Raw genomic sequence first — 18,876 nt, 5'->3', positions numbered from 1 at the left:
GCAGCCGCTGCAGGACCCATACATTTGAGCAGCTCTTCGTCGCGGCAACGGCCCCTTCTGGTGCAGGCCTCCCCTTCCTTCACCGATTCCTCGGGTGATTCGTTCACCCAGCTGCTGGCCCTCGCCAACGAACAGGCACGCCAGCTGGAGGAGGACGGCGTGCTCAGCCTGGCGCTGCCCCTGGCCGGCGGCGACCCGATGCTGCTGCTGCCCCACCTCGAACCCACCGGTGGCGACGGCTTCCGCTTTCTCTGGGATGGCGCTCCCGGGCTCTGCATCGCCGCCGCCGGCCGCACCAACAGCCTGGAGCTGAGCGGGCCCCGACGCTTCGAGCTGGCCCAACGCTTTGCCAGTGCCAGCCTCAGCCGCCTGGCCACCGCTTCCCAAGGGCCGCCCCTGGCCAGGCCGCGGGTGCTGCTGGCCTTCGCCTTCTTCGATGCGCCCCTGCAGAGCGAACCGGGTGGGGTGCCGGGAGTGCAGGCCGTGCTGCCGCGCTGGCAACTCAGCCGCCAGGGCCAGCATTGCTGGCTGCGTCTGCAGCGTGCCATCGGCGGCGAGGTGACGCCGCGGCAGCTGGCCGAAGAGCTCTGGGAGCAGGCTCGCCGCCTGGAGCGGCTGGTGGTGGATCCCATCCCAGCCGATCGTGCACAAGCCAACCGGGTGGGCCTGCGCTGGAGCTCCAGCTGGCAGGAGCGCTACCGCTCCGCCGTGGCGGAGGCCCTGGCCCGGGTGGATCGGGGCGAACTGGAAAAAGTGGTGCTGGCCGTGCGCCAGGAGCTGCGCCTTGACGCCACTCCCGACCCCCTGGAGCTGCTGAGCCCCCTGCGGCGCCACCAGAGCGGCAGCTGCCGCTTCCTCTGGCAGCGGTGTCAGGGAGCCGCCCTGATCGGGGCCTCACCGGAGCGGCTGCTCACGGTGCGGCAGGGTCAGCTGCGCTGCGATGCCCTGGCAGGCACGGCCCCAGCAGGCGATCAGGCCGCGGCCCTGCTGCACTCCGACAAGGATCGCCACGAACACGAGCTGGTGGTGGACACCATCACCGCCGTGCTGGCGCAAGTGGGCCTCCGCCCCCGCCGGCCACGCCACCCGCGCCTGGCGCGCCACGGCCAGCTGGTGCACCTGCACACCCCGATCACGGCGGCCCTGGGCCCGCAGCAACCCCTCGCCATCGCCGCGGCCCTCCATCCCACCCCCGCCGTCGCCGGGCTACCGCGGCGCGAAGCCATGGCCTGGCTGCGCAGCCTGGAGCCGTTTGAGCGGGGCCACTACGCCGCACCGATCGGCTGGATCGACAGCGCCGGCGACGCCGACCTGCGGGTGGCCATCCGCAGCGGCACCCTGCGGGGCGATCGGCTCGAACTCACCGCAGGGGCGGGGCTGGTGCGGGGCTCCACGGTGGAGCGGGAGCTGCAGGAGGTGGCCCTCAAGCTAGGTGTGCTGCAGCAGCAGCTCAACCTGCCAGCTCAGCTGCGCAGCAGCCGCTCGATCACCTGATCTGCCAGGGGAATCCCCCCCAACCGCTCCACCTCCCGCACACCGGTGGGGCTGGTCACGTTGATCTCACTGAGCCGGCCATCGATCACATCGATGCCCACAAAGAACAGGCCTTCGGCCTTCAGGGCCGGCGCCAGTTCGGCGCAGATGTGGCGCTCCTGATCGGTGAGCTCGGTGGCCTCGGGCTGGCCGCCCACGGCCAGGTTGCTGCGAAATTCGCCGCCGCTCGGCACCCGGTTGACCGCCCCCAGCGGCTCCCCATCCACCAACAGGATCCGCTTGTCGCCAGCGCTCACTCCAGCCAGGAAGGACTGCACCATCACCGGCAGCTGCTCCTGGCCTGTCACCAGCTCCAGCAGCGCCCGCAGGCCTGGGGTGCTGGCGGAGGCAAACACCACCCCCTGACCGGCCCGCCCGCCCAGAGGCTTGAGCACCACCTCGCCGTGCTCGGCCGTGAAGGCAGCCAGCGTTTCCACCCGGCTGGCCACCAGGGTGGGCGCCATCAGGTGGCTCCAGCGCAGGGAACTGAGCTTCTCGTTCCAGGCTCGCAGCCCCGCCGGGCTGTTCAGCACCCGCACCCCCTGGCGCTCACCCAGCTCCAGCAGATGGGTGGCATAGAGGTAGGCCTCATCCACGGGCGGGTCCTTGCGCATCCACACGCGCGGAAAGGCCGTGAGGGGGAGGCGCTGCGCCTCCCCCAGGCGATACCAGGGTTCGCCGGCCTGGGGCTGGCCTTCGGGCCGGGATTCCAGAGGCTGGGCCACCACCCAGGCGCCATGGCCTCCAGGCGCATCGGCCGCCGACAGATCCGCCAGGTTGCACACCCACACCTGCTCGCCAGCCCGGAGGGCCGCCTGCATCAGGGCGACGCTGGAATCCTTGGCAGGGTTGAGCCGCGCAATCGGATCGATCACGAACAGTTGGGAAGCCACCGCTCAGCTCGCCAGCAGGGCGTCGAGCTGGCCGGAGCGCTCGAGGGCATGCAGATCGTCGCAACCGCCCACGTGCTGGCCGTTGATGAACGCTTGGGGCACGCTGCGCCGCCCCCCGCTCTTGGCGGCCATCGCCGCGCGGGCCGCCTCATCGCCATCGATCACGTGCTCGGTGTAGGCCACACCCTTGCGATCGAGCAGGGCCTTGGCACGAATGCAAAAGGGACAAAACCGCCAGGTGTAGATCTCAACCGTTGCCGCCATCGGGGCCTCTGTGCAGGTGCACTGATCCTAGAAGTGACCCGAGTGAGGTTTCTGAGCAACCATGGTCAGTACCATGGTCATCACGACCTCCAGCTATCACGGGAGCAGCGCCATGGTCCGGCAGATCAGCGCCAGCCAGTTCAAGGCCCGCTGCCTTGGTCTGATGGACGATGTCGCCCGCAGTGGCGAAACCCTGGTCATCACCAAGAACGGGCAGCCCGTAGCGGAGCTGCATCCCTGCCGAGGTGGTCGCCGCACCGATCCTTTTGGCCTGCACCTCTCCACCCGCCTCGACGGTGACGTGATGGCGCCCCTGGATGAGCCCTGGGATGTTCTGCAGTGATCCTGCTGGACACCCACGTGCTGCTGTGGCTGGACCGTGATGACGCCCAGCTCGGTAGCCAAGCCAGACAGGCCATCCGCGAAGCCTGGGAGCACGGTCAAGTGGCCGTCAGTGCCATCAGCTTCTGGGAGGCCGCCATGCTGGAACGCCGAGGGCGCATCCAGCTCGGCCTGCCGCCCGCGCGCTGGCGCGCCGATTGGCTGGAAGCCGGCCTGCTCGAACTGCCCCTCGAGGGCGGCGTCGCCCTGCAAGCCGTGGAGCTGGACGCCTTCCATGCCGATCCTGCGGACCGCTTCATTGCGGCCACGGCGATCTGGCACCGCGCCACCCTGCTCACAGCGGATCAAGCCATTCTCAACTGGGCAGGCTCCCTGGAGCGATTGGACGGGCGCCACTGATGGCGCCACTGATACGGTCAGACCATCAGCAACCCTGCGCACCCCGCCGTGACCGCCGCCAGCACCCCCGCTGCCGCCCTGCTCGACCTCACCGACTTCAAACGCGACCTCTCCGAGCTCACCGACCGCCTGGGCAACGCCCAGGACTGTCTTTGACGTACCGGCACTGAAAGCACGGCAGCAGCACCTCGAGCAACTGGCCTCCCAACCCGAGTTCTGGGACGACCAGAAGCAGGCCCAAGCCAAGATGCGCCAGCTCGATGAGGTGAAGGCCCAACTCGAACAGCTGGGCCAGTGGCAGGCGGCGGTCGCCGACGGCGAAGCCACCCTGGAGCTCTACGGCCTGGAGCCCGACGACGACCTGCTGGCCGAATCCAACACCGCTCTGCAGAAGCTGCGCGCCGACCTCGATCGTTGGGAACTGGAGCGCCTGCTCTCCGGCCCCTACGACAAGGAGGGCGCCGTGATCAGCATCAACGCCGGCGCCGGCGGCACCGACGCTCAGGACTGGGCCCTGATGTTGATGCGGATGTACACCCGCTGGGCGGAAGACCACGGCATGAAGGTGACCGTGGACGAACTCAGCGAGGGGGAAGAAGCGGGCATCAAGAGCTGCACGATCGAGATCGAGGGCCGCTACGCCTATGGCTACCTGCGTAACGAAAAGGGCACGCACCGGCTGGTGCGCATCAGCCCGTTCAACGCCAACGACAAGCGCCAGACCAGCTTTGCCGGCGTTGAGGTGATGCCCAAGATCGAGGAGGAGGTCAAGCTCGACATCCCCGAGAAGGATCTCGAGATCACCACCTCCCGGTCGGGCGGCGCCGGCGGCCAGAACGTCAACAAGGTGGAAACGGCGGTGCGCATCCTGCACATCCCCACGGGCCTGTTCGTGCGCTGCACCCAGGAGCGTTCGCAGCTGCAGAACAAGGAAAAGGCGATGGCCCTGCTGATGGCCAAACTGCTGGTGATTGCCCAGGAGCAGCGGGCCGCCGAGATCGCCGACATCCGCGGCGACATCGTGGAAGCGGCCTGGGGCAACCAGATCCGCAACTACGTGTTTCACCCGTACCAGATGGTGAAAGATCTGCGCACCCAGCACGAAACCACCGATGTGCAGGGCGTGATGGACGGCGACCTTGATCCCTTCATCCAGAGCCTGCTGCATGCTGGCGTCGAGGTGGGAGCAAGCGGCGATGACTGACGACCCAGGCCCTCCGGCTCCCCAGGCTCCCGACGAGAACCCCAGCTTCGTCAAACTGGCCATGCGCAACATGGTGCGCAAGGGCCGCCAAAGCTTGTTTCACTTCGGCCTCACCGCCCTCGGCCTCACCGGCTTCCTCGTGCTGATCGCCTGGCTGGGCCGGCCGCAGCTGCCTGGGGGCTGAGATGGCCGCCCACCCCGACCTCGACCTGGCCTTCTCGGCCGATCCAGACCTAGCCGCGGAGCTGCTGGCGGCCGCCAACCCCTGGGCCGATCCGCTCACCGGTGCGGAGGCCTGGCACGCCCGTTTGGAGGACTGGCTGGTCCAGCTGACCGCCGAGCTGCCCAGCCACCTGCAAGCCCCCGCTTACAGCCTGGGGCTGAGCCTGGTGGGCGACGCCGAAATCGCCGCCCTCAACACCGACTGGCGCAACAAGGACGGCCCCACCGACGTGCTGGCCTTCGCCGCCCAGGACGACAACCTCGATGGCGCCCCGCCCATGCCGATGCCCGCCGCTGCCGACGGGGGTGCCCCCCTGGAGCTGGGCGACATCGTGATCTCGGTGGACACCGCCGCACGCCAGGCGGCTGAACACGGCCACAACCTGGAGCAGGAACTGCTGTTTCTGGCCAGCCACGGCCTGCTGCACCTGCTGGGCTGGGACCATCCCGACGACGCCAGCCTGGCGGCCATGCTGGCGCGCCAGGACCAACTCGTTAACGTGCACGCGGAGCCATGACCAGCCTGCGTCCCCTGCCACCCCCAGAGCCCCTGCCGCAGCAGGTCCGGCCGCAGACCCGGGGCCGCCGCCTGCGGGCAAGAGCCTGGACGGTGGCGGGAGACCTGCCCGCCAGTTTTCGTTACGCCGCCCAGGGGCTGGCCTACGGCTTCGCCAGCCAGCGCAACTTCCGCATCCACGTCATCACCGGCGCCGTGGTGTTCGGCCTGGGGCTGTGGCTGCAACTGCCCACGGCCCAGCTGGCCGTGCTGGTGCTCACGGTGACCGCGGTGCTGGTGCTGGAGCTGCTCAACACCGCCACGGAAGCGGTGGTCGACCTGGCCATCGGCCGCCAGTTCCACCCCCTGGCCAGGATCGCCAAGGACTGCGCAGCGGCAGCGGTGCTGGTGGCGGCCCTGTCGTCGCTGTTGATCGCCCTGTTGCTGCTCGTGCCACCCCTGCTCACCCGGCTGGGCCTTTGAATGGGGGCAGGCCATGCGCGGCGATGCTTCTCGTTCTCGACAACTACGACAGCTTCACCTTCAACCTGGTGCAGTATCTGGGCGAGCTGGCGGCGGAGCATCCGATCGCCGCCAACCTGCGGGTGGAGCGCAATGACGCCCTCACGCTGGAGCAGATCCGCGGGCTAGCGCCCGCCGCGATCCTGATCTCACCCGGCCCCGGCGACCCCGACCAGTCGGGGGTATGCCTGGAGGTGCTGCGGGAGCTCAGCCCCACCATCCCCACCCTGGGGGTTTGCCTGGGCCACCAAGCGCTGGCCCAGGTGTATGGCGGCAAGGTAGTGCGGGCCAAGGAGCTGATGCACGGCAAAACCTCCCCGGTGCAGCACAGCGGCCAGGGTGTGTTTGAGGGCCTGGCCAACCCACTCACCGCCACCCGCTACCACAGCCTGATCGCCGAGCGCGACAGCCTCCCCGCCTGCCTGGAGATCACCGCCTGGCTCAACGACGGCACGATCATGGGTCTGCGCCACCGCGACTATCCGCACCTGCAGGGGGTGCAGTTCCACCCCGAGAGCGTGCTCACCCAGCAGGGTCACCAGCTGCTGGCCAACTTTCTGCGCCAGGCCAGCCAGCCAGCCTCGCCAGATCAGTTGGGTTAGCGTCACGGCGACTGCCGCCCCGCCATGCGTCTGCTGCCCATCCTGGCCCTGAGCTCCACGCTGCTGGCCGCCGGCCCGGCCCTGGCCGGCAGTGGCGTCACGATCACCAGCTACGGCCACAGCGCCCTGCTGATCAGCGGCGGTGGCACCAGTGTGCTGGTCAACCCGTTCAAGGCCGTGGCCTGCGCCGCCGGCCTGGCGGAGCCGCGGGTGAGCGCCACCGTGGTGCTGGCCAGCAGCCGCCTGCTGGATGAGGGTGCACCGGTGGCCCGCGGCAAGATGTTGGTGGATCCCGGCTCCTACAAGGTGGGTGGGCTGTCGATCGAAGGCATCTCCGGCCCCCACGACCGCGTTGGGGGCCGCCGCTTCGGCCAATCCACCCTGTGGCGCTGGAAGCAGGGCGGCCTCGACATCGCCCACCTGGGCGGCACCGCGGCTCGGCTCAGCCCCTCCGACAAGGTGATGCTGGGGCGCCCCGACGTGCTGATCATCGGCGTGGGCGGCGGCGCCAAGGTGTACACCGGCGCCGAAGCGGCCGAAGTGGTGCGCGAGCTCCAGCCCCGCCGGGTGATCCCGGTGCAATACGTCAGCGGCAAAACCCCCACAGACTGCGACCAAACCTCGGTGCAGCCGTTCCTCGACGCCATGGCCGGCACCCCGGTGCAGCGCCGCGGCAACCGCATCAGCCTGCCCGGCAAGCTCGACGGCGGGCCGGTGATCGAGGTGATGCGCTAATCAGCTGCGCCCAACGCTTCGATGTCGGCATAAGCCGCCCAGAACCGCCCCATCTGCTCGGTGGTACCGAGGCTCACCCGCAACGAACCATCGATCAACGGCTTGCCCGCCATCGAGCGCACCAGGATGCCGGCCTCCCGCAGACGCCGCTCCACGTCCTCAGCCGGGCTCTCGGGCCAGATCAGGAGGTAGTTGCCCCCGGCGGCGTGGTGCCGCACTCCGGCCTGCTGCAACTGCTGCACCAGCCAGGTGCGGGCCCGCAACACCTCGGCAACGAAGGCATCGGTGTAGGGCTGGTCAGCCAGGGCCGCATGGGCCGCCGTCACCGCAAAGCTGTTGATGTCATAGGGCCCCGTGACGCGCCCGATGCGATCAATCACCGGCGCTGCCCCGATCGCAAAGCCGATCCGCAGGCCCGCCAGGCCCGCCGTCTTGGCCAGGGAGCGCAGCACCACCAGATTGGGCGTGGTGTCGAAGTTCGCCGAGGGCAGCACACTGTCGCCCGTGAAGGCCTCATACAGCTCATCCACCACCACAAGGGTGCCTGGCGCCGCAGCCGCCAGCTCGAGGATTCGCTCAGGGGCCAGTCGGGTGCCGGTGGGGTTGTTGGGGTTGCAGATCAGCAGGATGCGGGGCCGGCGTGCCAGCGCGGCACCCAGCTCCTCCAGCGGGAAAGCGAAATCCGGCAACCGGTAGGGGATCGCCTCAATCGCCATGCCCTGCATCTGGGCGCAGGGGGTGTAGTAGCCGAAGGTGGGGCTGGTGGTGAGCAGCGTTTGGCCGCGGTCGCCATAGGCGTGGAAGATGGCGTGGATCGCCGCATCCACACCGTTGAACAAGCCGATCTGGTCGCGGCTAAGCGGCAGCCCCTGGCCAGTTGCCGCAAGATTGGCGATCACCGCCTCCCGCAGGCCGTCGTACTCGGGATAGATGGCGTAGTGATCGGCGGGAATCGCCTGGATCGCCTCCACCACTCGGGGGCTTGGGCCCACGGTGTTCTCGTTGAAGTCGAGCCGCAGCAACCCCCGCCGCCCCTCCAGCGGCGCGCTGTAGGCCTTGAGGCTTTCCACCTCAGGGCGAGGCTGGGGGATCGGTTGTTCCTGCCGATCCGGCCTCTGCTGCGACTCCATCACATCCGCTCCAAGGTGGGAATGCCCAACAGCCCTAAACCCAGTTTGAGGGTGTCCGTGGTGAGGCGGCAGAGGGCCAGGCGGGAGCAGCGGGCGGGTTCGTCAGCCTTGAGCACCGGCACCTGGTCGTAGAAGCGATTGAACACCTGGCTGAGCTCAAACAGATAGGTGCAGAGCCGATTGGGCAGCAACTCCTCCTCCACCTCGGCGATCACCGCATCGAACTTGAGCAGCTCACGCACCAGGGCCCACTCCTGGGGTTCGGTGAAGGTGAGCGGGGCGGTAGCGGCACCAGGGCCACCAGCCTCGAGATCACCGCCCTTGCGGGCGATGCCCGCGATGCGCACGACGGCGTAGAGCAGATAGGGCGCCGTGTTGCCCTGCAGGGCCAGCATCCGATCAAAGCTGAACTGGTAGTTGGTGATCCGGTTCTGGCTGAGGTCGGCGTACTTCACCGCCGCCACGCCCACGGTGGTGGCCGCGTGCTGGATGAAGGCCTCGTCTTCGGTGCGCTCCTCCTCCGCCAAACGGCGACGCAGGTCGGCGTCGGCCCGCTCCACCGCCTCATCGAGCAGATCCCGCAGGCGCACGGTGTCGCCGGCGCGGGTTTTCAGCTTCTTGCCGTCTTCCCCCTGCACCAGGCCGAAGGGCACGTGCTCGACACTGCCGTGGGAGGGAATCCAACCGGCACGGCGGGCTACCTGGAACACGCCGGCGAAGTGGTTGGCCTGGCCGGCATCGGTGACGTAAATGACGCGGCAGGCACCATCGCCATCGGGAGCCGCACCGAAGCGATAGCGAATCGCCGCCAGATCGGTGGTGGCGTAATTGAAGCCGCCATCGCTCTTCTGCACGATCACCGGCAGGGGCGTGCCGTCCTTGCCGCTCATGCCCTCCAGAAACACACAGCGGGCGCCGTCGTCGGTCACCAACAATCCAGAGGCCTCAAGGTCTGCAATCACAGCCTCCAAGTAGGGGTTGTAGAAGGATTCACCGCGCTCGCACAAGCAAATGTCGAGCCGGTCGTAGATCTTCTGGAACTCACGGCGGCTCTGGTCGCAGAGCAATCCCCAGGCCTTGAGCGACACCGGATCGCCGCCCTGCAGCTTCACCACCTCCTCCCGGGAGGTGGTCTGGAAGGCCTCGTCGTCGTCGAAGCGGGCCTTGGCCTGGCGGTAGAAGGCCACCAGATCGCCCAGATCCACCGCATCGGCGGTCGTGAGGGCCTCGGGCGCCACCTGCTTGAGGTGGGTGATCAACATCCCAAACTGGGTGCCCCAGTCGCCCACGTGGTTGAGCCGCAGCACCGGGTGGCCGCGAAACTCCAACACCCGGGCCAGGGCGTCGCCAATGATCGTGGAGCGCAGATGCCCCACATGCATCTCCTTGGCGATGTTGGGGCTGGAGAAGTCGACGATCACCGGGGGCGTGCCATCGGTGTGGGGCACCCCCAGCCGCGAATCGCCCAGGCGGGCCTGCACCTCAGCCGCCAGCCGCTCGGGCCGCAGGGTGAGGTTGATGAAGCCGGGGCCGGCGATCACCGGCTCCAGGCAGAGCTCGGTGAAGGCGGGGTCGGCCGCCAGCTGCACCACGATCGCCTGGGCGATCTGGCGGGGCGGCTGGCCCAGGGGCTTGGCCAGGGGCAGGGCGCCATTGGCCTGGAAATCGCCGAATTCGGGCTTGCTGGCCGGCGCCAGCTGGGGATCGAGGGGCTGGCCAGCCTCACGGGCCCGTTGCGCCGCCTCGGGGAAGGCCCGCTCCATGGCCGCCAGCAACTGGCCATTCAGGGCTTGGGCGATGCGAAGCATGGGGGCCGGGCCGGGGCTGATTCGTCTTCGATCATCCCGCGCAGGCCGTCAGGCCCAACTCCTGCTCCAGGCCTTCGAGCACCACATCGGCCACCAACTGGATGCGGTAGCGGCAGTGCTGGGTCTGGGTGCAATCGAAGCGGCCGTGCTCCCAATACTTGTTGCTGCCGGTGCCGCCGCCACACAGCCCGAAGTGCTCGCAGCTGCCACGGCACAGCTCCACCCCCGCACGAATCTCAGCGGCCACCTGACGAAACTTGTCGGTGGCAGCCAGAGCTTCAAGGCTGTCGACGAGCACGTTGCCGAAGGAGAAGTCGCCGTACTCGGCCGTCTTCACCGACAGCAATTCGGGATCGAAGGTGGACACCTGGCCGCGGGCATCGACATTGACGATCACAAACGGCGTGTTCATGTCGGTTTGCACCATGCGCGCCTGACTGCAGGCCAGGCTGGCGATGCCATCAAATTCGCGGATGCACAGGCGGCCGGGCTGCTCGCGGCTGCGCTGCCACAGCCGCGCCATGAAGGCGCGGTAGCGCTGCTCCAGGGCCACCTGAGCGGCACCGCCGGCATCGAGGCTGGAGTGGCTGTTGGCCCCCTCCGTCTCCTCCATGTTGAAACCCACCTCGGCGATGCCGTGCTGGAGGAAGAAATCGGCGATGGCGTCGGCATGGTCGAGGGCATCAGCCGTGAGCACGCAGATCACCTGAAAGGGAATCTGCCGCCGGGCCAACCAGTCGATGCCACGCATCACCGCCGCGTGGGTGGGCAGGCCGGTGCGGGTGACCCGGTGGGCGTCGTGCAGGAAAGCCGGGCCATCCATGCTCACGCCCACATGGATGCCGTTGCGCTCGAAGCAGTCGCACCAGGCCGCATCGATGACGGTGGCGTTGGTCTGCAGCGACTGCACGATCGTGCCGGGAGGCAGACCGCGCCGCGCCAGGAGCTGACCGATCCGATCGGTGGCCTCGTCGTAGAAGGCGATCGGCGCCATCAGCGGCTCACCGGCGTGCCAGAGCAGGGTGAAACCACCGTCGAAATAGGGGCTGTCCAGCACCCGCTCCACAGCGGCCTCTAACACCGCCATCGACAGGCGGCTGCGGTCTCCCCGGTCGGGGAGATAGCAGTAGTCGCAATCGAGGTTGCAAAAGGGGGTGGGCTGCACCACCAACAAGCGCACCGGCCCCCATCCCTGGCCAGGCGCCGCGTCCAGCTCAGCGACCGAACCAGGCATCAGCGCCAGTAGCGGCCACCGTTGAGGAAGCCGCCATTCCGGAAGCCGCCGTTGCGGAAACCACCGTTGTAGAAGCCCCCATTGCCGAAGCCACCGTTGTTGAAGCCGCCGTTGTAGAAGCCGCCATTGCGGAAGCCGCCGTTGCCCCAACCCAACCCAGAGCCATTCACAAACACGTAGGAGAGGGCGTCATCGGGCACGGCTGTTGAGCCCTCAGACACAGCTGTTGAGCCCTCGCGCTCCTGCACGGCCGCCGCGATTCGGCTCAGCCGTTGCTCGATGCTGCGCTGGGGTGGGGCTTCCTGCACGCTGGCGAGAGCCAGGGCGGCCGCCCCATCGAGCGGCAGGGAGGCCAGCAGCAGCAGGCCAAACAGGTGGGAGCGGTTGAAGAAGGCCATGAGAGCAACGGGGGAAGGGGATCAGCGAGCAGTGGCGGGAATCAGACGGATCGTCTCAACCCCCAGCAGGATTGCCTCGAAGCTGGCAAGCAGGGCGGATTCGGGTATGGCCGCGGCACTGGTCGGCCCCAGCCAACGGTTCACCGCCGCGACCGTGTCCGGCTCACCATCGAGGTAGCCCTGCAACAGGCGGGCGATGGCCAGGTTCACCAGATTGCGGAAGGCCGAATCGTTCTCGGCCAGCACGCAGCTCACCGCATAGGCCTCGAAGGGGAAATCGGGCGTCAGGGCCAGACCCTTGAGCCCCTGTTGGCGCACCAGACCAGCCAGCACAACCGTGTCGCCGACCACACCCTCAACCTTTCCAGCCCTCAGCGCCGCCACCGCCGCGCTGAGGTTGTCGAAGGCCACCACCGTGGCCTTGGGTTGCATGCCCCGCAGCTCGGTCTCACCCAACGACTGGCGCACCACGGCGATACGCCGTCCGGCCAGGGCCGCCGGGCTGCCATCAAAGCGGCCGGCCGGAGCCAGCAGCCTCAACCCCGAGATCCCGATCGGCAGCGAAAAGTCCACCTGCATGTCCAGCTCCCAGCTGAACGGAAAACCGCAAGCCAGATCCGCCTTGCCATTGGTGATGGTGTCGACCAGGCTGCGCGGATTGGCAACCGGCGCGAAGCGCACCGTCACCGGCCGGCCCACGGCCCGGGCCACCTCGGCTGCGATCCGATCGGCCACCAGGATGCCGTAGCCACTGGGCTGCCCCTGGGGACCCACCACCACCAGCGGGGGCACATCGGCGAGCCCGCTCATCACCAGCTCGCCGGTGCGCGCAGCCCGCTGAACCACACCCTCGGCCAGGGCAGCCGCCGGCATCACGGCCAGCAGGCCCAGCGTCGCGATGCTCCCGGCGAGTCCGCGCCAAATTTGTGTCGCCACCCTGCCTTGAGAGGAACTCATCGCACTATGCAGAGGGCCAGCCCGGCTGCCAACGCAACGGGCTCAAGCGTCAAATTCAGGTGTCAAAGCGCATGCTCAGATCCAACCAGACGCTGCGGGTGATCGGCGCGCTGGTGGAGATCAGATCAATGCCCGTGGCGGTGTAGCTCCGCAGCTCCTCTGGTTGCACGCCGGAGGCCTCCAGCACCAGCTGCCTCCCCTGGGCGAGCGCCCGCAACTGGGGCACCAGCTCCGCCAGCTGGTGGGGGGTGAATTCATCGAGCAGCACCCCATCCGCCCCAGCCCGCACCGCGGCTTCCGCTTCGGCGGCGGTTTCCGCCTCCACGATCACCCGGGCCGGCCAGGGGGCCGCGGCCCGCACCGCCGCGATCGCGGCATCCACCCCACCTGCCCAAGCCAGGTGGTTCTCCTTGAGCATGGCGGCGTCATCGAGGCCTTGGCGGTGATTGAGGCCGCCGCCGCAGCGCACGGCGTACTTCTCCAGCACCCGCAGACCCGGTGTGGTTTTGCGGGTGTCGGCCAGGCGCACGCCCGTGCCGGCGAGCTCCGCCACCAGCGCCGCCGTGGCGGTGGCGATGCCGGAGAGCCGCATGGCCAGATTCAGGGCGGCGCGCTCACCAGCCACCAGGGCCGTGGCCGGGCCCTCCAGCTCCAGCAGCCGCTGCCCCGCCGCCACCGCCGCCCCATCGCGCACCAGCAGCCGCACCACCACCCCGGGATCCAGCAGCCGGAACAGAGGCTCCACCAGCACGCCGCCACAGAACACCCCATCGGCCTTTGCGAGCCATTGGGCCCGGCCGCTGCAGCCCGCCAGGGCCGCGGCCGTGAGGTCGCCGCGGCCCAGATCTTCCGCCAACCAGGCGCGCAGCTGGGCCTCCAGCTGGGGGGTGAAAGGCAAGCGAGCGATGGGCAGAACGGTGCTGGGCATGGCCCCTCCGGACCAGGACGACCCAATGATGCGAGGTCATGGGCCAGCCAGATACAACAACGGTTGCCAAATCCGCGCCGACATTTTTTACTGAAGCTAGATCCAACGTGCCCCCCTTGAGCCACCCCCATCTACGCAACCTCGCCCCACTCACTGCCGTGGGGCTGCTGAGCCTGGCGGGTCCGGGCATCTCTGCTGCCATGGCCCAGGCCGCCACGCCAGAGGTGCAGATCCTGGACAACAACATCTCCCTCGCCCAGGCGCTCAAGGCCCAAGAAGGCTGGTGCACGGCCCTGCTGCAGATCAGCGCCGACTACGCCAAGGGCGGGATCACCAAAGCCAAGGCCACCGCCGCAACAGTGGTTGATCAAGCCTATGGCTACCAGTACGGACCGGTGGCGTTCAAACCAACCTTGGCCTCAGGCGAACAATCCTTTCGCACCGACCGCGAAGGTGCCCTCGCCTACTTTGTGGGCCACAATCCGAAATTCCCGCAAGACAAGGGTTTCGCCATCAAGCCCTGGCGCTCCTGCAGGATTGTGAACCAGGTGATTCAGCTGAATGGGGCATCGGCCACCACCATGGGCAATGTGATCTTCACCGATGCCGCAGGCAGCGTCACCAGCGTTGATAAAACCTGGACGTTTATCAAAGAAAACGATGGCAGCATGCGGATCGTGCTGCACCATTCATCACTGAACTACGGCGGCTGAGCCTCCCCGCGTCTGCCACCACCGCCATGCCCAAACCCCGCTGGTGGACAACCGGTGACCTCGACGGTTTTCTAGGCCTCGGGCTCGACAACCTGATCCAGATCCTGTTGATCGTGGCCCTGTGCCGGGGCGTGCTCGGGTACCCCGACAACCTGGTGTTCGGCACGATCCTGCCGGCCACGGGCATCAGCCTGGTGTTGGGCAACCTGGCCTACGCCCGCCAGGCCTTTCAACTGGCCCGGCGGGAGGGGCGCGATGACCGCACCGCCCTGCCCTACGGCATCAACACGGTGAGCCTGTTCGCCTACGTGTTTCTGGTGATGCTGCCGGTGAAGCTGACGGCCCTGAGCCAGGGCCTGGATCCATCCGCAGCGGTCACCCTCTCGTGGCGAGCCGGACTGATCGCCTGTCTGGGTTCGGGGCTGATCGAGTGTTGCGGAGCCCTCCTCGGCAATGCCCTGCAGCGGTGGCTGCCCCGGGCTGCCCTGCTCTCCACCCTGGCGGGGATTGCCCTGGGCTACATCGCCCTGGGCTTCCTGCTGCGCACCTACGCCCAGCCGGTGGTGGGTCTGGCAGTGCTGGCGGTGATCCTGGTGGGCTACTACGCCCCGGTGCGCTGGCCCGTGCCCGCTGGACTGGTGGCCGTGCTGCTGGGGATCGCCCTGGCCTGGGCCACGGGCCTGATCGACCTGGATCCCGTGCGCTGGCAGCGCAGCACCGCCCTAATCGGCCTGCATCTGCCGCAGCTGCAGCTCACCGATCTCTGGCAGGCCCGCGGCCAGCTGCTGCCCTGGCTGGGGGTGATCGTGCCGATGGGACTGTTCAACATGATCGGCTCCCTGCAGAACCTCGAGAGCGCCGAGGCGGCGGGGGATCGCTACCCGGTGCGCAGCTCGATGCTGATCAATGGCATCGGCACCCTGGCCGCCGCCACCCTCGGCTCTTGCTTTCCCACCACGATCTACATCGGCCACCCGGGCTGGAAGGCGATGGGAGCCCGCATCGGCTACTCCTGGCTCAACGGCGTGGTGATGGGCGCCGCCTGCCTGCTGGGCCTGTTTGGCGTGGTCGGCCAGCTGGTGCCGATCGAGGCGGGCATGGCAATCGTGCTGTACATCGGCCTGGTGATTGCCGCCCAGGCCTTCCAGGCCACACCACCGCGCCATGCTCCGGCGGTGGCGCTGGGGTTGCTGCCGGGGCTGGCCGGCTGGGGAGCGCTGATGCTCAAGGCGGGGCTGCGGGCCGGCGGCAGCGGCACGGCCGCCAACCCCTTTGGCCCCCAGCTGCTAGGGCCCCTAGCCCAGGCCGATGTGTGGGCCGCCGGGGCCTTCGCCCTGGAACAGGGCCAGATCATCGCGGCGATGCTGCTGGCGGGGATGCTCGTCTACGTGATTGAGGCCCGCCTGCTGGCGGCGGCGGCCTGCGCCGGCATCGCGGCCGTGCTGGCCTGGTTTGGCGTGATCCACGCCTGGCAGTTCACCAGCTCCGACACCGTGCTGCAGCTGGGCTGGGGCGTGGGCCAGAGCTGGGCCCTCGGCTACGCCGTGATGGCCCTGGTGTTCCTCGCCGCTCGCTGGGGCCTCCCGCCTCAGCGCTGATGCTGCAGCAAGCCGAGGGTGAGGTCGTCGGGATCGGTCTGCAGGTAGACGTAGCCACCCCCATTGGCGAGCAGCACCACTTTGTAGTTGTAGGAGGCACCGGCGGCATCGCGCTGGGTCATCGAGCCGAGGCAGTCGGCACCCAGCTGCAGGCTGCCGCTGTAGGTGACCTTGTCCTGGCGGCCGGCATAGCTCGACACCGCCAGGCCCTGCACCGCACCGCCCTGCCACCACTCCCGCTGCACAACCGCATTGGGCTGCCAGCGGTCAGCCAGCCAGCTCTGGCCCTGCTGCTGGCTGGTGACCAGGCCATCGAGCTGCTCCGGCCGGCACGCGCCCGGCGCCTGGGCGACATAGCGCAACGAGAGCACCTCACTGGGGGACACCACCAGGGAGACCCGCGGCCGCCCCTGCTGATCGAGGGCCACGACTTCGCCCATGGCACCCGACTCGCCCTTCACAGCGACTGAGCTCTGACGCTCCACCACGGCCCAGCAGTTGGCATCGGCCTTCACCTGGCCGCTGTAGCGGTCTTCGCGAAAACGGCGCCCTTCACGCAGGTAGCGCACCCCCTCGATGCGTCCATCGGGGAGCCAGCGCTCCTGCATCAGCAGGGCGGTGGGCTCGCCCCGGTGCTGACCGCTCCCCAGCACCACAAAGGTGCCGGCCGCCGGTGCTTTGCACTGAACCAGAGCCGCGGCGGCTGACGGTTCAGCAGCCGCAGCCCCTGGCATCAGACCAGCACAGAAAGCCAGGGCAGCATGCAAAGCACGGGGGCTGGCCATTCCGCGAACACCATCAAGTGGTGGCAGTTTGGCAAGGCCCCTACTTGCCGATGCAGAAACGGGCGAAAACCCGATCCAGCACCGCCTCGCTCACCTCTTCGCCGGTGATCTCGCCCAGGGCCCGCACAGCGGCCCGTAGGTCGATCGTCCAGAAATCCCAGGGCAACTGCTGCGCAGCCGCCTCGAGGGACGCCCCCAAGCTCAAGGCCGCTGCGGCCGCCAGATCCCGCTGGCGGGCGTTGAGAGCTACCTCCAAACCCTCGGCAGGGCCGGCGCCGCAGCGGCGCAGCAGCTCCGCCACCAACGCATCGCGGCCGGCACCCGTGAGAGCGCAGAAGCGCACATCGGCCGGCTCTCCAGCCCCAGCGGGCACCAGGCCCACCGCCAGGCCAGCCACATCAGCCTTGTTGCCCGCCACCAGCAGCACGGCGCCCTCGGGCACCAACTCCCGCAGGGCCTGATCCTCCGGGCTCCAGCCGGCGCTGAGATCAAACAACAACAGCACCGCATCGGCGGCGGCCAGGGCGGCCCGAGAGCGCTCAATGCCCAGCTGCTCCACCCGGTCGCCGGTGTCGCGGATGCCGGCGGTGTCGAGCAGGGTGAGCGGCACCCCATCGAGCACCAGCTCGCTCTCCAGCAGGTCGCGGGTGGTGCCGGGCAGGTCGGTCACGATCGCCCGCTCACGGCGGCTGAGCAGGTTGAGCAGGCTCGATTTGCCCACGTTGGGGCGGCCCACGATCGCCACCCGCAACCCCTGACGCAGCAGCTCCCCCTGACGCGCTTCGGCCACCAGTTGCTCCAACGCAGCCCTCACAGCCTCCAGCTCCACCACCACCGCAGCGCCATCCAGCGGCGGCAGATCCTCCTCGAAATCCACCCGCGCCTCCAGCTCCGCCAACTGGTCGAGCAGGCGCGAGCGCAGGGCGCCCAGGCGCCGCTGCAGGCCGCCGTCGATGCCGGCCATGGCCAGCTGGGCCGCGCGGCGCGAGCGGGCCGTGATCATCTCGCCAATCGCCTCGGCCCGGGTGAGATCGAGCCGGCCGTTGAAGAAGGCCCGCTGGCTGAACTCCCCCGGCAGGGCCCGGCGCGCCCCGGCCGCCAGCACCAGCTCCAGCACCCGCTGCACCGCCACCAGGCCGCCGTGGCAGTGCAGCTCCACCACGGTTTCACGGGTAAAGCTGCGGGGAGCCCGCATCAGCAGTAGCAGCGCTTCATCCACCCGCTCACCGCTGGCGGGATCCACCACGTGGCCGTAGAGCACCCGGTGGCTATCCCAGGCCTGCCGCCCAGGCGCCGCAAACAAAAGCCGGCCGATCGGCTCCGCCTCGGCCCCGGAGATTCTTACGATCGCCACACTGCCTTCGCCCGGCGCCACCGCCGTGGCGATGGCCGCGATGGTGTCAGCGGTTCCGGAGTCGTTGAGGCGCATCCCCCCATTCCAACCCCACACCGCCGTGGGCCGCCGCCTGCGCCAGCTGCTGGCCTGGCTCTGGCACCAGGAGGGCAGCCATGGCCAGCGGGCCCGGGGTCTGGCCGCCGGACTGTTCTGCGGCTGCTACCCGTTCTTCGGCCTGCAGATCCTGGGGAGCGTGGCGCTGGCCTCGTTGGTGCGGGGCAATCACCTGCTGGCCGCGGCCGGCACCTGGGTGAGCAACCCCTTCACCTACGTGCCCCTCTATTGGTTCAACTACCAGGTGGGCTGCTGGCTGCTCGGGCCCGGGGGGGGATGGCCCGGCCCCGACAGCCTTCAGGACGGAAGCATCTGGCACAGCAGTGGGGCGTTCGTCAGCCGCCTGCTGCTGGGCTCCACCCTCGTTGGCCTGATCACCGCGCTCCTGGGGGGCTGGCTCTACTGGCACTGGCTGGAGCGGGAACATCGCCGCCGGCAGCAGGGCTGATCAGCTCCGCTCAGGAACTGGCCAAACCGGGAAACACCATCAGGTCGATATGGCCCCCTTCAGGGTGGCGCCACTCGCGGAACTCCTCGGCCAGGGCATGCTGCTCCCGGGGCAAGGCCTGGGCCTGCAGGTCCTGGAGCCGCTGATGCACCAGGTCGAGGGTTTCGTCGATCAGTTGGGCCGCTTGCTCGGAGGTCATGGCGTGGCACGCGGGG

General features: G+C 68.8%; 23 protein-coding genes. 12 read left to right on the top strand and 11 right to left on the bottom strand.

The window, feature by feature from the left end:
- The first annotated feature begins 60 nt into the window (after positions 1-60).
- Positions 61-1,494 (top strand): isochorismate synthase MenF, encoded by a 1,434-nt coding sequence (locus tag KBY70_RS08260; protein ID WP_094560807.1) that lies wholly within the window; start codon positions 61-63, stop codon positions 1,492-1,494.
- Here the strand turns inward: KBY70_RS08260 and gshB are convergent.
- Complete coding sequence (gene gshB / locus KBY70_RS08255; protein ID WP_094560809.1) at positions 1,464-2,426, bottom strand: glutathione synthase; 963 nt, start codon at positions 2,424-2,426, stop codon at positions 1,464-1,466. The two genes, KBY70_RS08260 and gshB, sit on opposite strands and share 31 nt — an antisense overlap.
- Before the next feature lie 3 nt (positions 2,427-2,429).
- Positions 2,430-2,690: a glutaredoxin 3 gene (gene grxC, locus KBY70_RS08250; protein ID WP_094560811.1), complete on the bottom strand. Its 261-nt coding sequence runs from the start codon at positions 2,688-2,690 to the stop codon at positions 2,430-2,432.
- A gap of 112 nt (positions 2,691-2,802) precedes the next feature.
- On the opposite strand from grxC, the gene KBY70_RS08245 reads away from it, so the two are divergent.
- From KBY70_RS08245 to KBY70_RS08210, 8 genes are all read left to right on the top strand, one after another.
- Complete coding sequence (locus KBY70_RS08245; protein WP_198953873.1) at positions 2,803-3,033, top strand: type II toxin-antitoxin system Phd/YefM family antitoxin; 231 nt, start codon at positions 2,803-2,805, stop codon at positions 3,031-3,033.
- Positions 3,030-3,431, top strand: coding sequence for a type II toxin-antitoxin system VapC family toxin (locus KBY70_RS08240; RefSeq protein WP_094560815.1), 402 nt, complete (start codon positions 3,030-3,032; stop codon positions 3,429-3,431). Before KBY70_RS08245 ends, KBY70_RS08240 begins: the two co-directional genes overlap by 4 nt.
- 78 nt (positions 3,432-3,509) lie before the next feature.
- A protein-coding gene (prfB, locus tag KBY70_RS08235) for a peptide chain release factor 2 (RefSeq protein ID WP_254988158.1) occupies positions 3,510-4,635 on the top strand; the annotation gives its coding sequence in 2 pieces (ribosomal slippage) (positions 3,510-3,584 and positions 3,586-4,635; 1,125 coding nt in all).
- Positions 4,628-4,819 carry a DUF3285 domain-containing protein gene (locus tag KBY70_RS08230; protein WP_094560819.1) on the top strand — a complete coding sequence of 64 codons (192 nt, stop codon included), beginning with the start codon at positions 4,628-4,630 and terminating at the stop codon, positions 4,817-4,819. Before prfB ends, KBY70_RS08230 begins: the two co-directional genes overlap by 8 nt.
- 1 nt (position 4,820) lies before the next feature.
- Complete coding sequence (ybeY, locus tag KBY70_RS08225) at positions 4,821-5,375, top strand: rRNA maturation RNase YbeY (protein ID WP_254988098.1); 555 nt, start codon at positions 4,821-4,823, stop codon at positions 5,373-5,375.
- Positions 5,372-5,836, top strand: coding sequence for a diacylglycerol kinase family protein (locus KBY70_RS08220; protein WP_094560823.1), 465 nt, complete (start codon positions 5,372-5,374; stop codon positions 5,834-5,836). The genes ybeY and KBY70_RS08220 overlap by 4 nt, the downstream gene beginning before the upstream one ends.
- Before the next feature lie 23 nt (positions 5,837-5,859).
- Positions 5,860-6,477: an anthranilate synthase component II gene (locus KBY70_RS08215; RefSeq protein ID WP_094560824.1), complete on the top strand. Its 618-nt coding sequence runs from the start codon at positions 5,860-5,862 to the stop codon at positions 6,475-6,477.
- A 24-nt stretch (positions 6,478-6,501) separates the two neighbouring features.
- Positions 6,502-7,212, top strand: a complete 711-nt coding sequence (locus tag KBY70_RS08210; protein WP_254988097.1) for an MBL fold metallo-hydrolase — start codon at positions 6,502-6,504, stop codon at positions 7,210-7,212.
- On the opposite strand, the gene KBY70_RS08205 is transcribed toward KBY70_RS08210, so the two are convergent.
- The 6 genes from KBY70_RS08205 to nadC all read right to left on the bottom strand — a co-directional run bounded on the left by KBY70_RS08205 (position 7,209) and on the right by nadC (position 13,667).
- The gene (locus tag KBY70_RS08205) at positions 7,209-8,342 is read right to left on the bottom strand and encodes a pyridoxal phosphate-dependent aminotransferase (protein WP_254988096.1); all 1,134 of its coding nucleotides are present in this window, start codon (positions 8,340-8,342) and stop codon (positions 7,209-7,211) included. The genes KBY70_RS08210 and KBY70_RS08205 overlap by 4 nt on opposite strands.
- A complete protein-coding gene (argS, locus tag KBY70_RS08200; RefSeq protein WP_254988095.1) occupies positions 8,342-10,150 on the bottom strand; it encodes an arginine--tRNA ligase in 1,809 nt (602 codons plus the stop codon). The genes KBY70_RS08205 and argS overlap by 1 nt, the downstream gene beginning before the upstream one ends.
- Before the next feature lie 31 nt (positions 10,151-10,181).
- The gene (grrM, locus tag KBY70_RS08195; RefSeq protein WP_254988094.1) at positions 10,182-11,384 is read right to left on the bottom strand and encodes a cyclophane-forming radical SAM/SPASM peptide maturase GrrM/OscB; all 1,203 of its coding nucleotides are present in this window, start codon (positions 11,382-11,384) and stop codon (positions 10,182-10,184) included.
- The gene (gene grrA / locus KBY70_RS08190; RefSeq protein WP_254988093.1) at positions 11,384-11,782 is read right to left on the bottom strand and encodes a GrrA/OscA1 family cyclophane-containing rSAM-modified RiPP; all 399 of its coding nucleotides are present in this window, start codon (positions 11,780-11,782) and stop codon (positions 11,384-11,386) included. Before grrA ends, grrM begins: the two co-directional genes overlap by 1 nt.
- A gap of 21 nt (positions 11,783-11,803) precedes the next feature.
- On the bottom strand, positions 11,804-12,718 hold the full coding sequence (gene grrP / locus KBY70_RS08185) for an extracellular substrate binding-like orphan protein GrrP (protein WP_254988092.1): 915 nt from the start codon (positions 12,716-12,718) through the stop codon (positions 11,804-11,806).
- Between the two features lie 76 nt (positions 12,719-12,794).
- Positions 12,795-13,667, bottom strand: a complete 873-nt coding sequence (gene nadC / locus KBY70_RS08180) for a carboxylating nicotinate-nucleotide diphosphorylase (RefSeq protein ID WP_254988090.1) — start codon at positions 13,665-13,667, stop codon at positions 12,795-12,797.
- 200 nt (positions 13,668-13,867) lie between these two features.
- Between nadC and KBY70_RS08175 the strand changes: the two genes are divergently transcribed.
- Positions 13,868-14,380: a phosphoribosyl-AMP cyclohydrolase gene (locus tag KBY70_RS08175; protein WP_254988089.1), complete on the top strand. Its 513-nt coding sequence runs from the start codon at positions 13,868-13,870 to the stop codon at positions 14,378-14,380.
- A gap of 26 nt (positions 14,381-14,406) precedes the next feature.
- Complete coding sequence (locus tag KBY70_RS08170) at positions 14,407-15,978, top strand: NCS2 family permease (protein ID WP_254988088.1); 1,572 nt, start codon at positions 14,407-14,409, stop codon at positions 15,976-15,978.
- Here KBY70_RS08170 and KBY70_RS08165 read toward each other — a convergent pair.
- The gene (locus KBY70_RS08165) at positions 15,969-16,763 is read right to left on the bottom strand and encodes a hypothetical protein (protein WP_254988087.1); all 795 of its coding nucleotides are present in this window, start codon (positions 16,761-16,763) and stop codon (positions 15,969-15,971) included. The two genes, KBY70_RS08170 and KBY70_RS08165, sit on opposite strands and share 10 nt — an antisense overlap.
- A 40-nt stretch (positions 16,764-16,803) precedes the next feature.
- Positions 16,804-18,192 (bottom strand): tRNA uridine-5-carboxymethylaminomethyl(34) synthesis GTPase MnmE, encoded by a 1,389-nt coding sequence (gene mnmE / locus KBY70_RS08160; protein ID WP_254988086.1) that lies wholly within the window; start codon positions 18,190-18,192, stop codon positions 16,804-16,806.
- On the opposite strand from mnmE, the gene KBY70_RS08155 reads away from it, so the two are divergent.
- Entirely contained in the window at positions 18,182-18,661 is a 480-nt protein-coding gene (locus KBY70_RS08155) for a DUF2062 domain-containing protein (RefSeq protein WP_254988085.1), read from the top strand. The genes mnmE and KBY70_RS08155 overlap by 11 nt on opposite strands.
- Before the next feature lie 10 nt (positions 18,662-18,671).
- On the opposite strand, the gene KBY70_RS08150 is transcribed toward KBY70_RS08155, so the two are convergent.
- Positions 18,672-18,860 (bottom strand): hypothetical protein, encoded by a 189-nt coding sequence (locus KBY70_RS08150; RefSeq protein ID WP_094560840.1) that lies wholly within the window; start codon positions 18,858-18,860, stop codon positions 18,672-18,674.
- Between the last annotated feature and the right edge of the window lie 16 nt (positions 18,861-18,876).

Source organism: Cyanobium sp. ATX 6E8 (genome assembly GCF_024346335.1).
Lineage (GTDB): Bacteria > Cyanobacteriota > Cyanobacteriia > PCC-6307 > Cyanobiaceae > Cyanobium_A.
Note: the sequence above shows the minus strand (reverse complement) of the source record. Positions and strands in the feature narration are given on the sequence as shown.

Excerpts from the sequence above, each read along its gene's own strand:
- grxC (WP_094560811.1), bottom strand. The coding sequence starts at position 2,690 with ATGGCGGCAACGGTTGAGATCTACACCTGGCGGTTTTGTCCCTTTTGC.
- KBY70_RS08245 (WP_198953873.1), top strand. The coding sequence starts at position 2,803 with ATGGTCCGGCAGATCAGCGCCAGCCAGTTCAAGGCCCGCTGCCTTGGT.
- KBY70_RS08230 (WP_094560819.1), top strand. The coding sequence starts at position 4,628 with ATGACTGACGACCCAGGCCCTCCGGCTCCCCAGGCTCCCGACGAGAAC.
- ybeY (WP_254988098.1), top strand. The coding sequence starts at position 4,821 with ATGGCCGCCCACCCCGACCTCGACCTGGCCTTCTCGGCCGATCCAGAC.
- KBY70_RS08220 (WP_094560823.1), top strand. The coding sequence starts at position 5,372 with ATGACCAGCCTGCGTCCCCTGCCACCCCCAGAGCCCCTGCCGCAGCAG.
- KBY70_RS08215 (WP_094560824.1), top strand. The coding sequence starts at position 5,860 with ATGCTTCTCGTTCTCGACAACTACGACAGCTTCACCTTCAACCTGGTG.
- KBY70_RS08210 (WP_254988097.1), top strand. The coding sequence starts at position 6,502 with ATGCGTCTGCTGCCCATCCTGGCCCTGAGCTCCACGCTGCTGGCCGCC.
- KBY70_RS08205 (WP_254988096.1), bottom strand. The coding sequence starts at position 8,342 with ATGGAGTCGCAGCAGAGGCCGGATCGGCAGGAACAACCGATCCCCCAG.
- argS (WP_254988095.1), bottom strand. The coding sequence starts at position 10,150 with ATGCTTCGCATCGCCCAAGCCCTGAATGGCCAGTTGCTGGCGGCCATG.
- grrM (WP_254988094.1), bottom strand. The coding sequence starts at position 11,384 with ATGCCTGGTTCGGTCGCTGAGCTGGACGCGGCGCCTGGCCAGGGATGG.
- grrA (WP_254988093.1), bottom strand. The coding sequence starts at position 11,782 with ATGGCCTTCTTCAACCGCTCCCACCTGTTTGGCCTGCTGCTGCTGGCC.
- nadC (WP_254988090.1), bottom strand. The coding sequence starts at position 13,667 with ATGCCCAGCACCGTTCTGCCCATCGCTCGCTTGCCTTTCACCCCCCAG.
- KBY70_RS08175 (WP_254988089.1), top strand. The coding sequence starts at position 13,868 with ATGGCCCAGGCCGCCACGCCAGAGGTGCAGATCCTGGACAACAACATC.
- KBY70_RS08170 (WP_254988088.1), top strand. The coding sequence starts at position 14,407 with ATGCCCAAACCCCGCTGGTGGACAACCGGTGACCTCGACGGTTTTCTA.
- KBY70_RS08165 (WP_254988087.1), bottom strand. The coding sequence starts at position 16,763 with ATGGCCAGCCCCCGTGCTTTGCATGCTGCCCTGGCTTTCTGTGCTGGT.
- mnmE (WP_254988086.1), bottom strand. The coding sequence starts at position 18,192 with ATGCGCCTCAACGACTCCGGAACCGCTGACACCATCGCGGCCATCGCC.
- KBY70_RS08150 (WP_094560840.1), bottom strand. The coding sequence starts at position 18,860 with ATGACCTCCGAGCAAGCGGCCCAACTGATCGACGAAACCCTCGACCTG.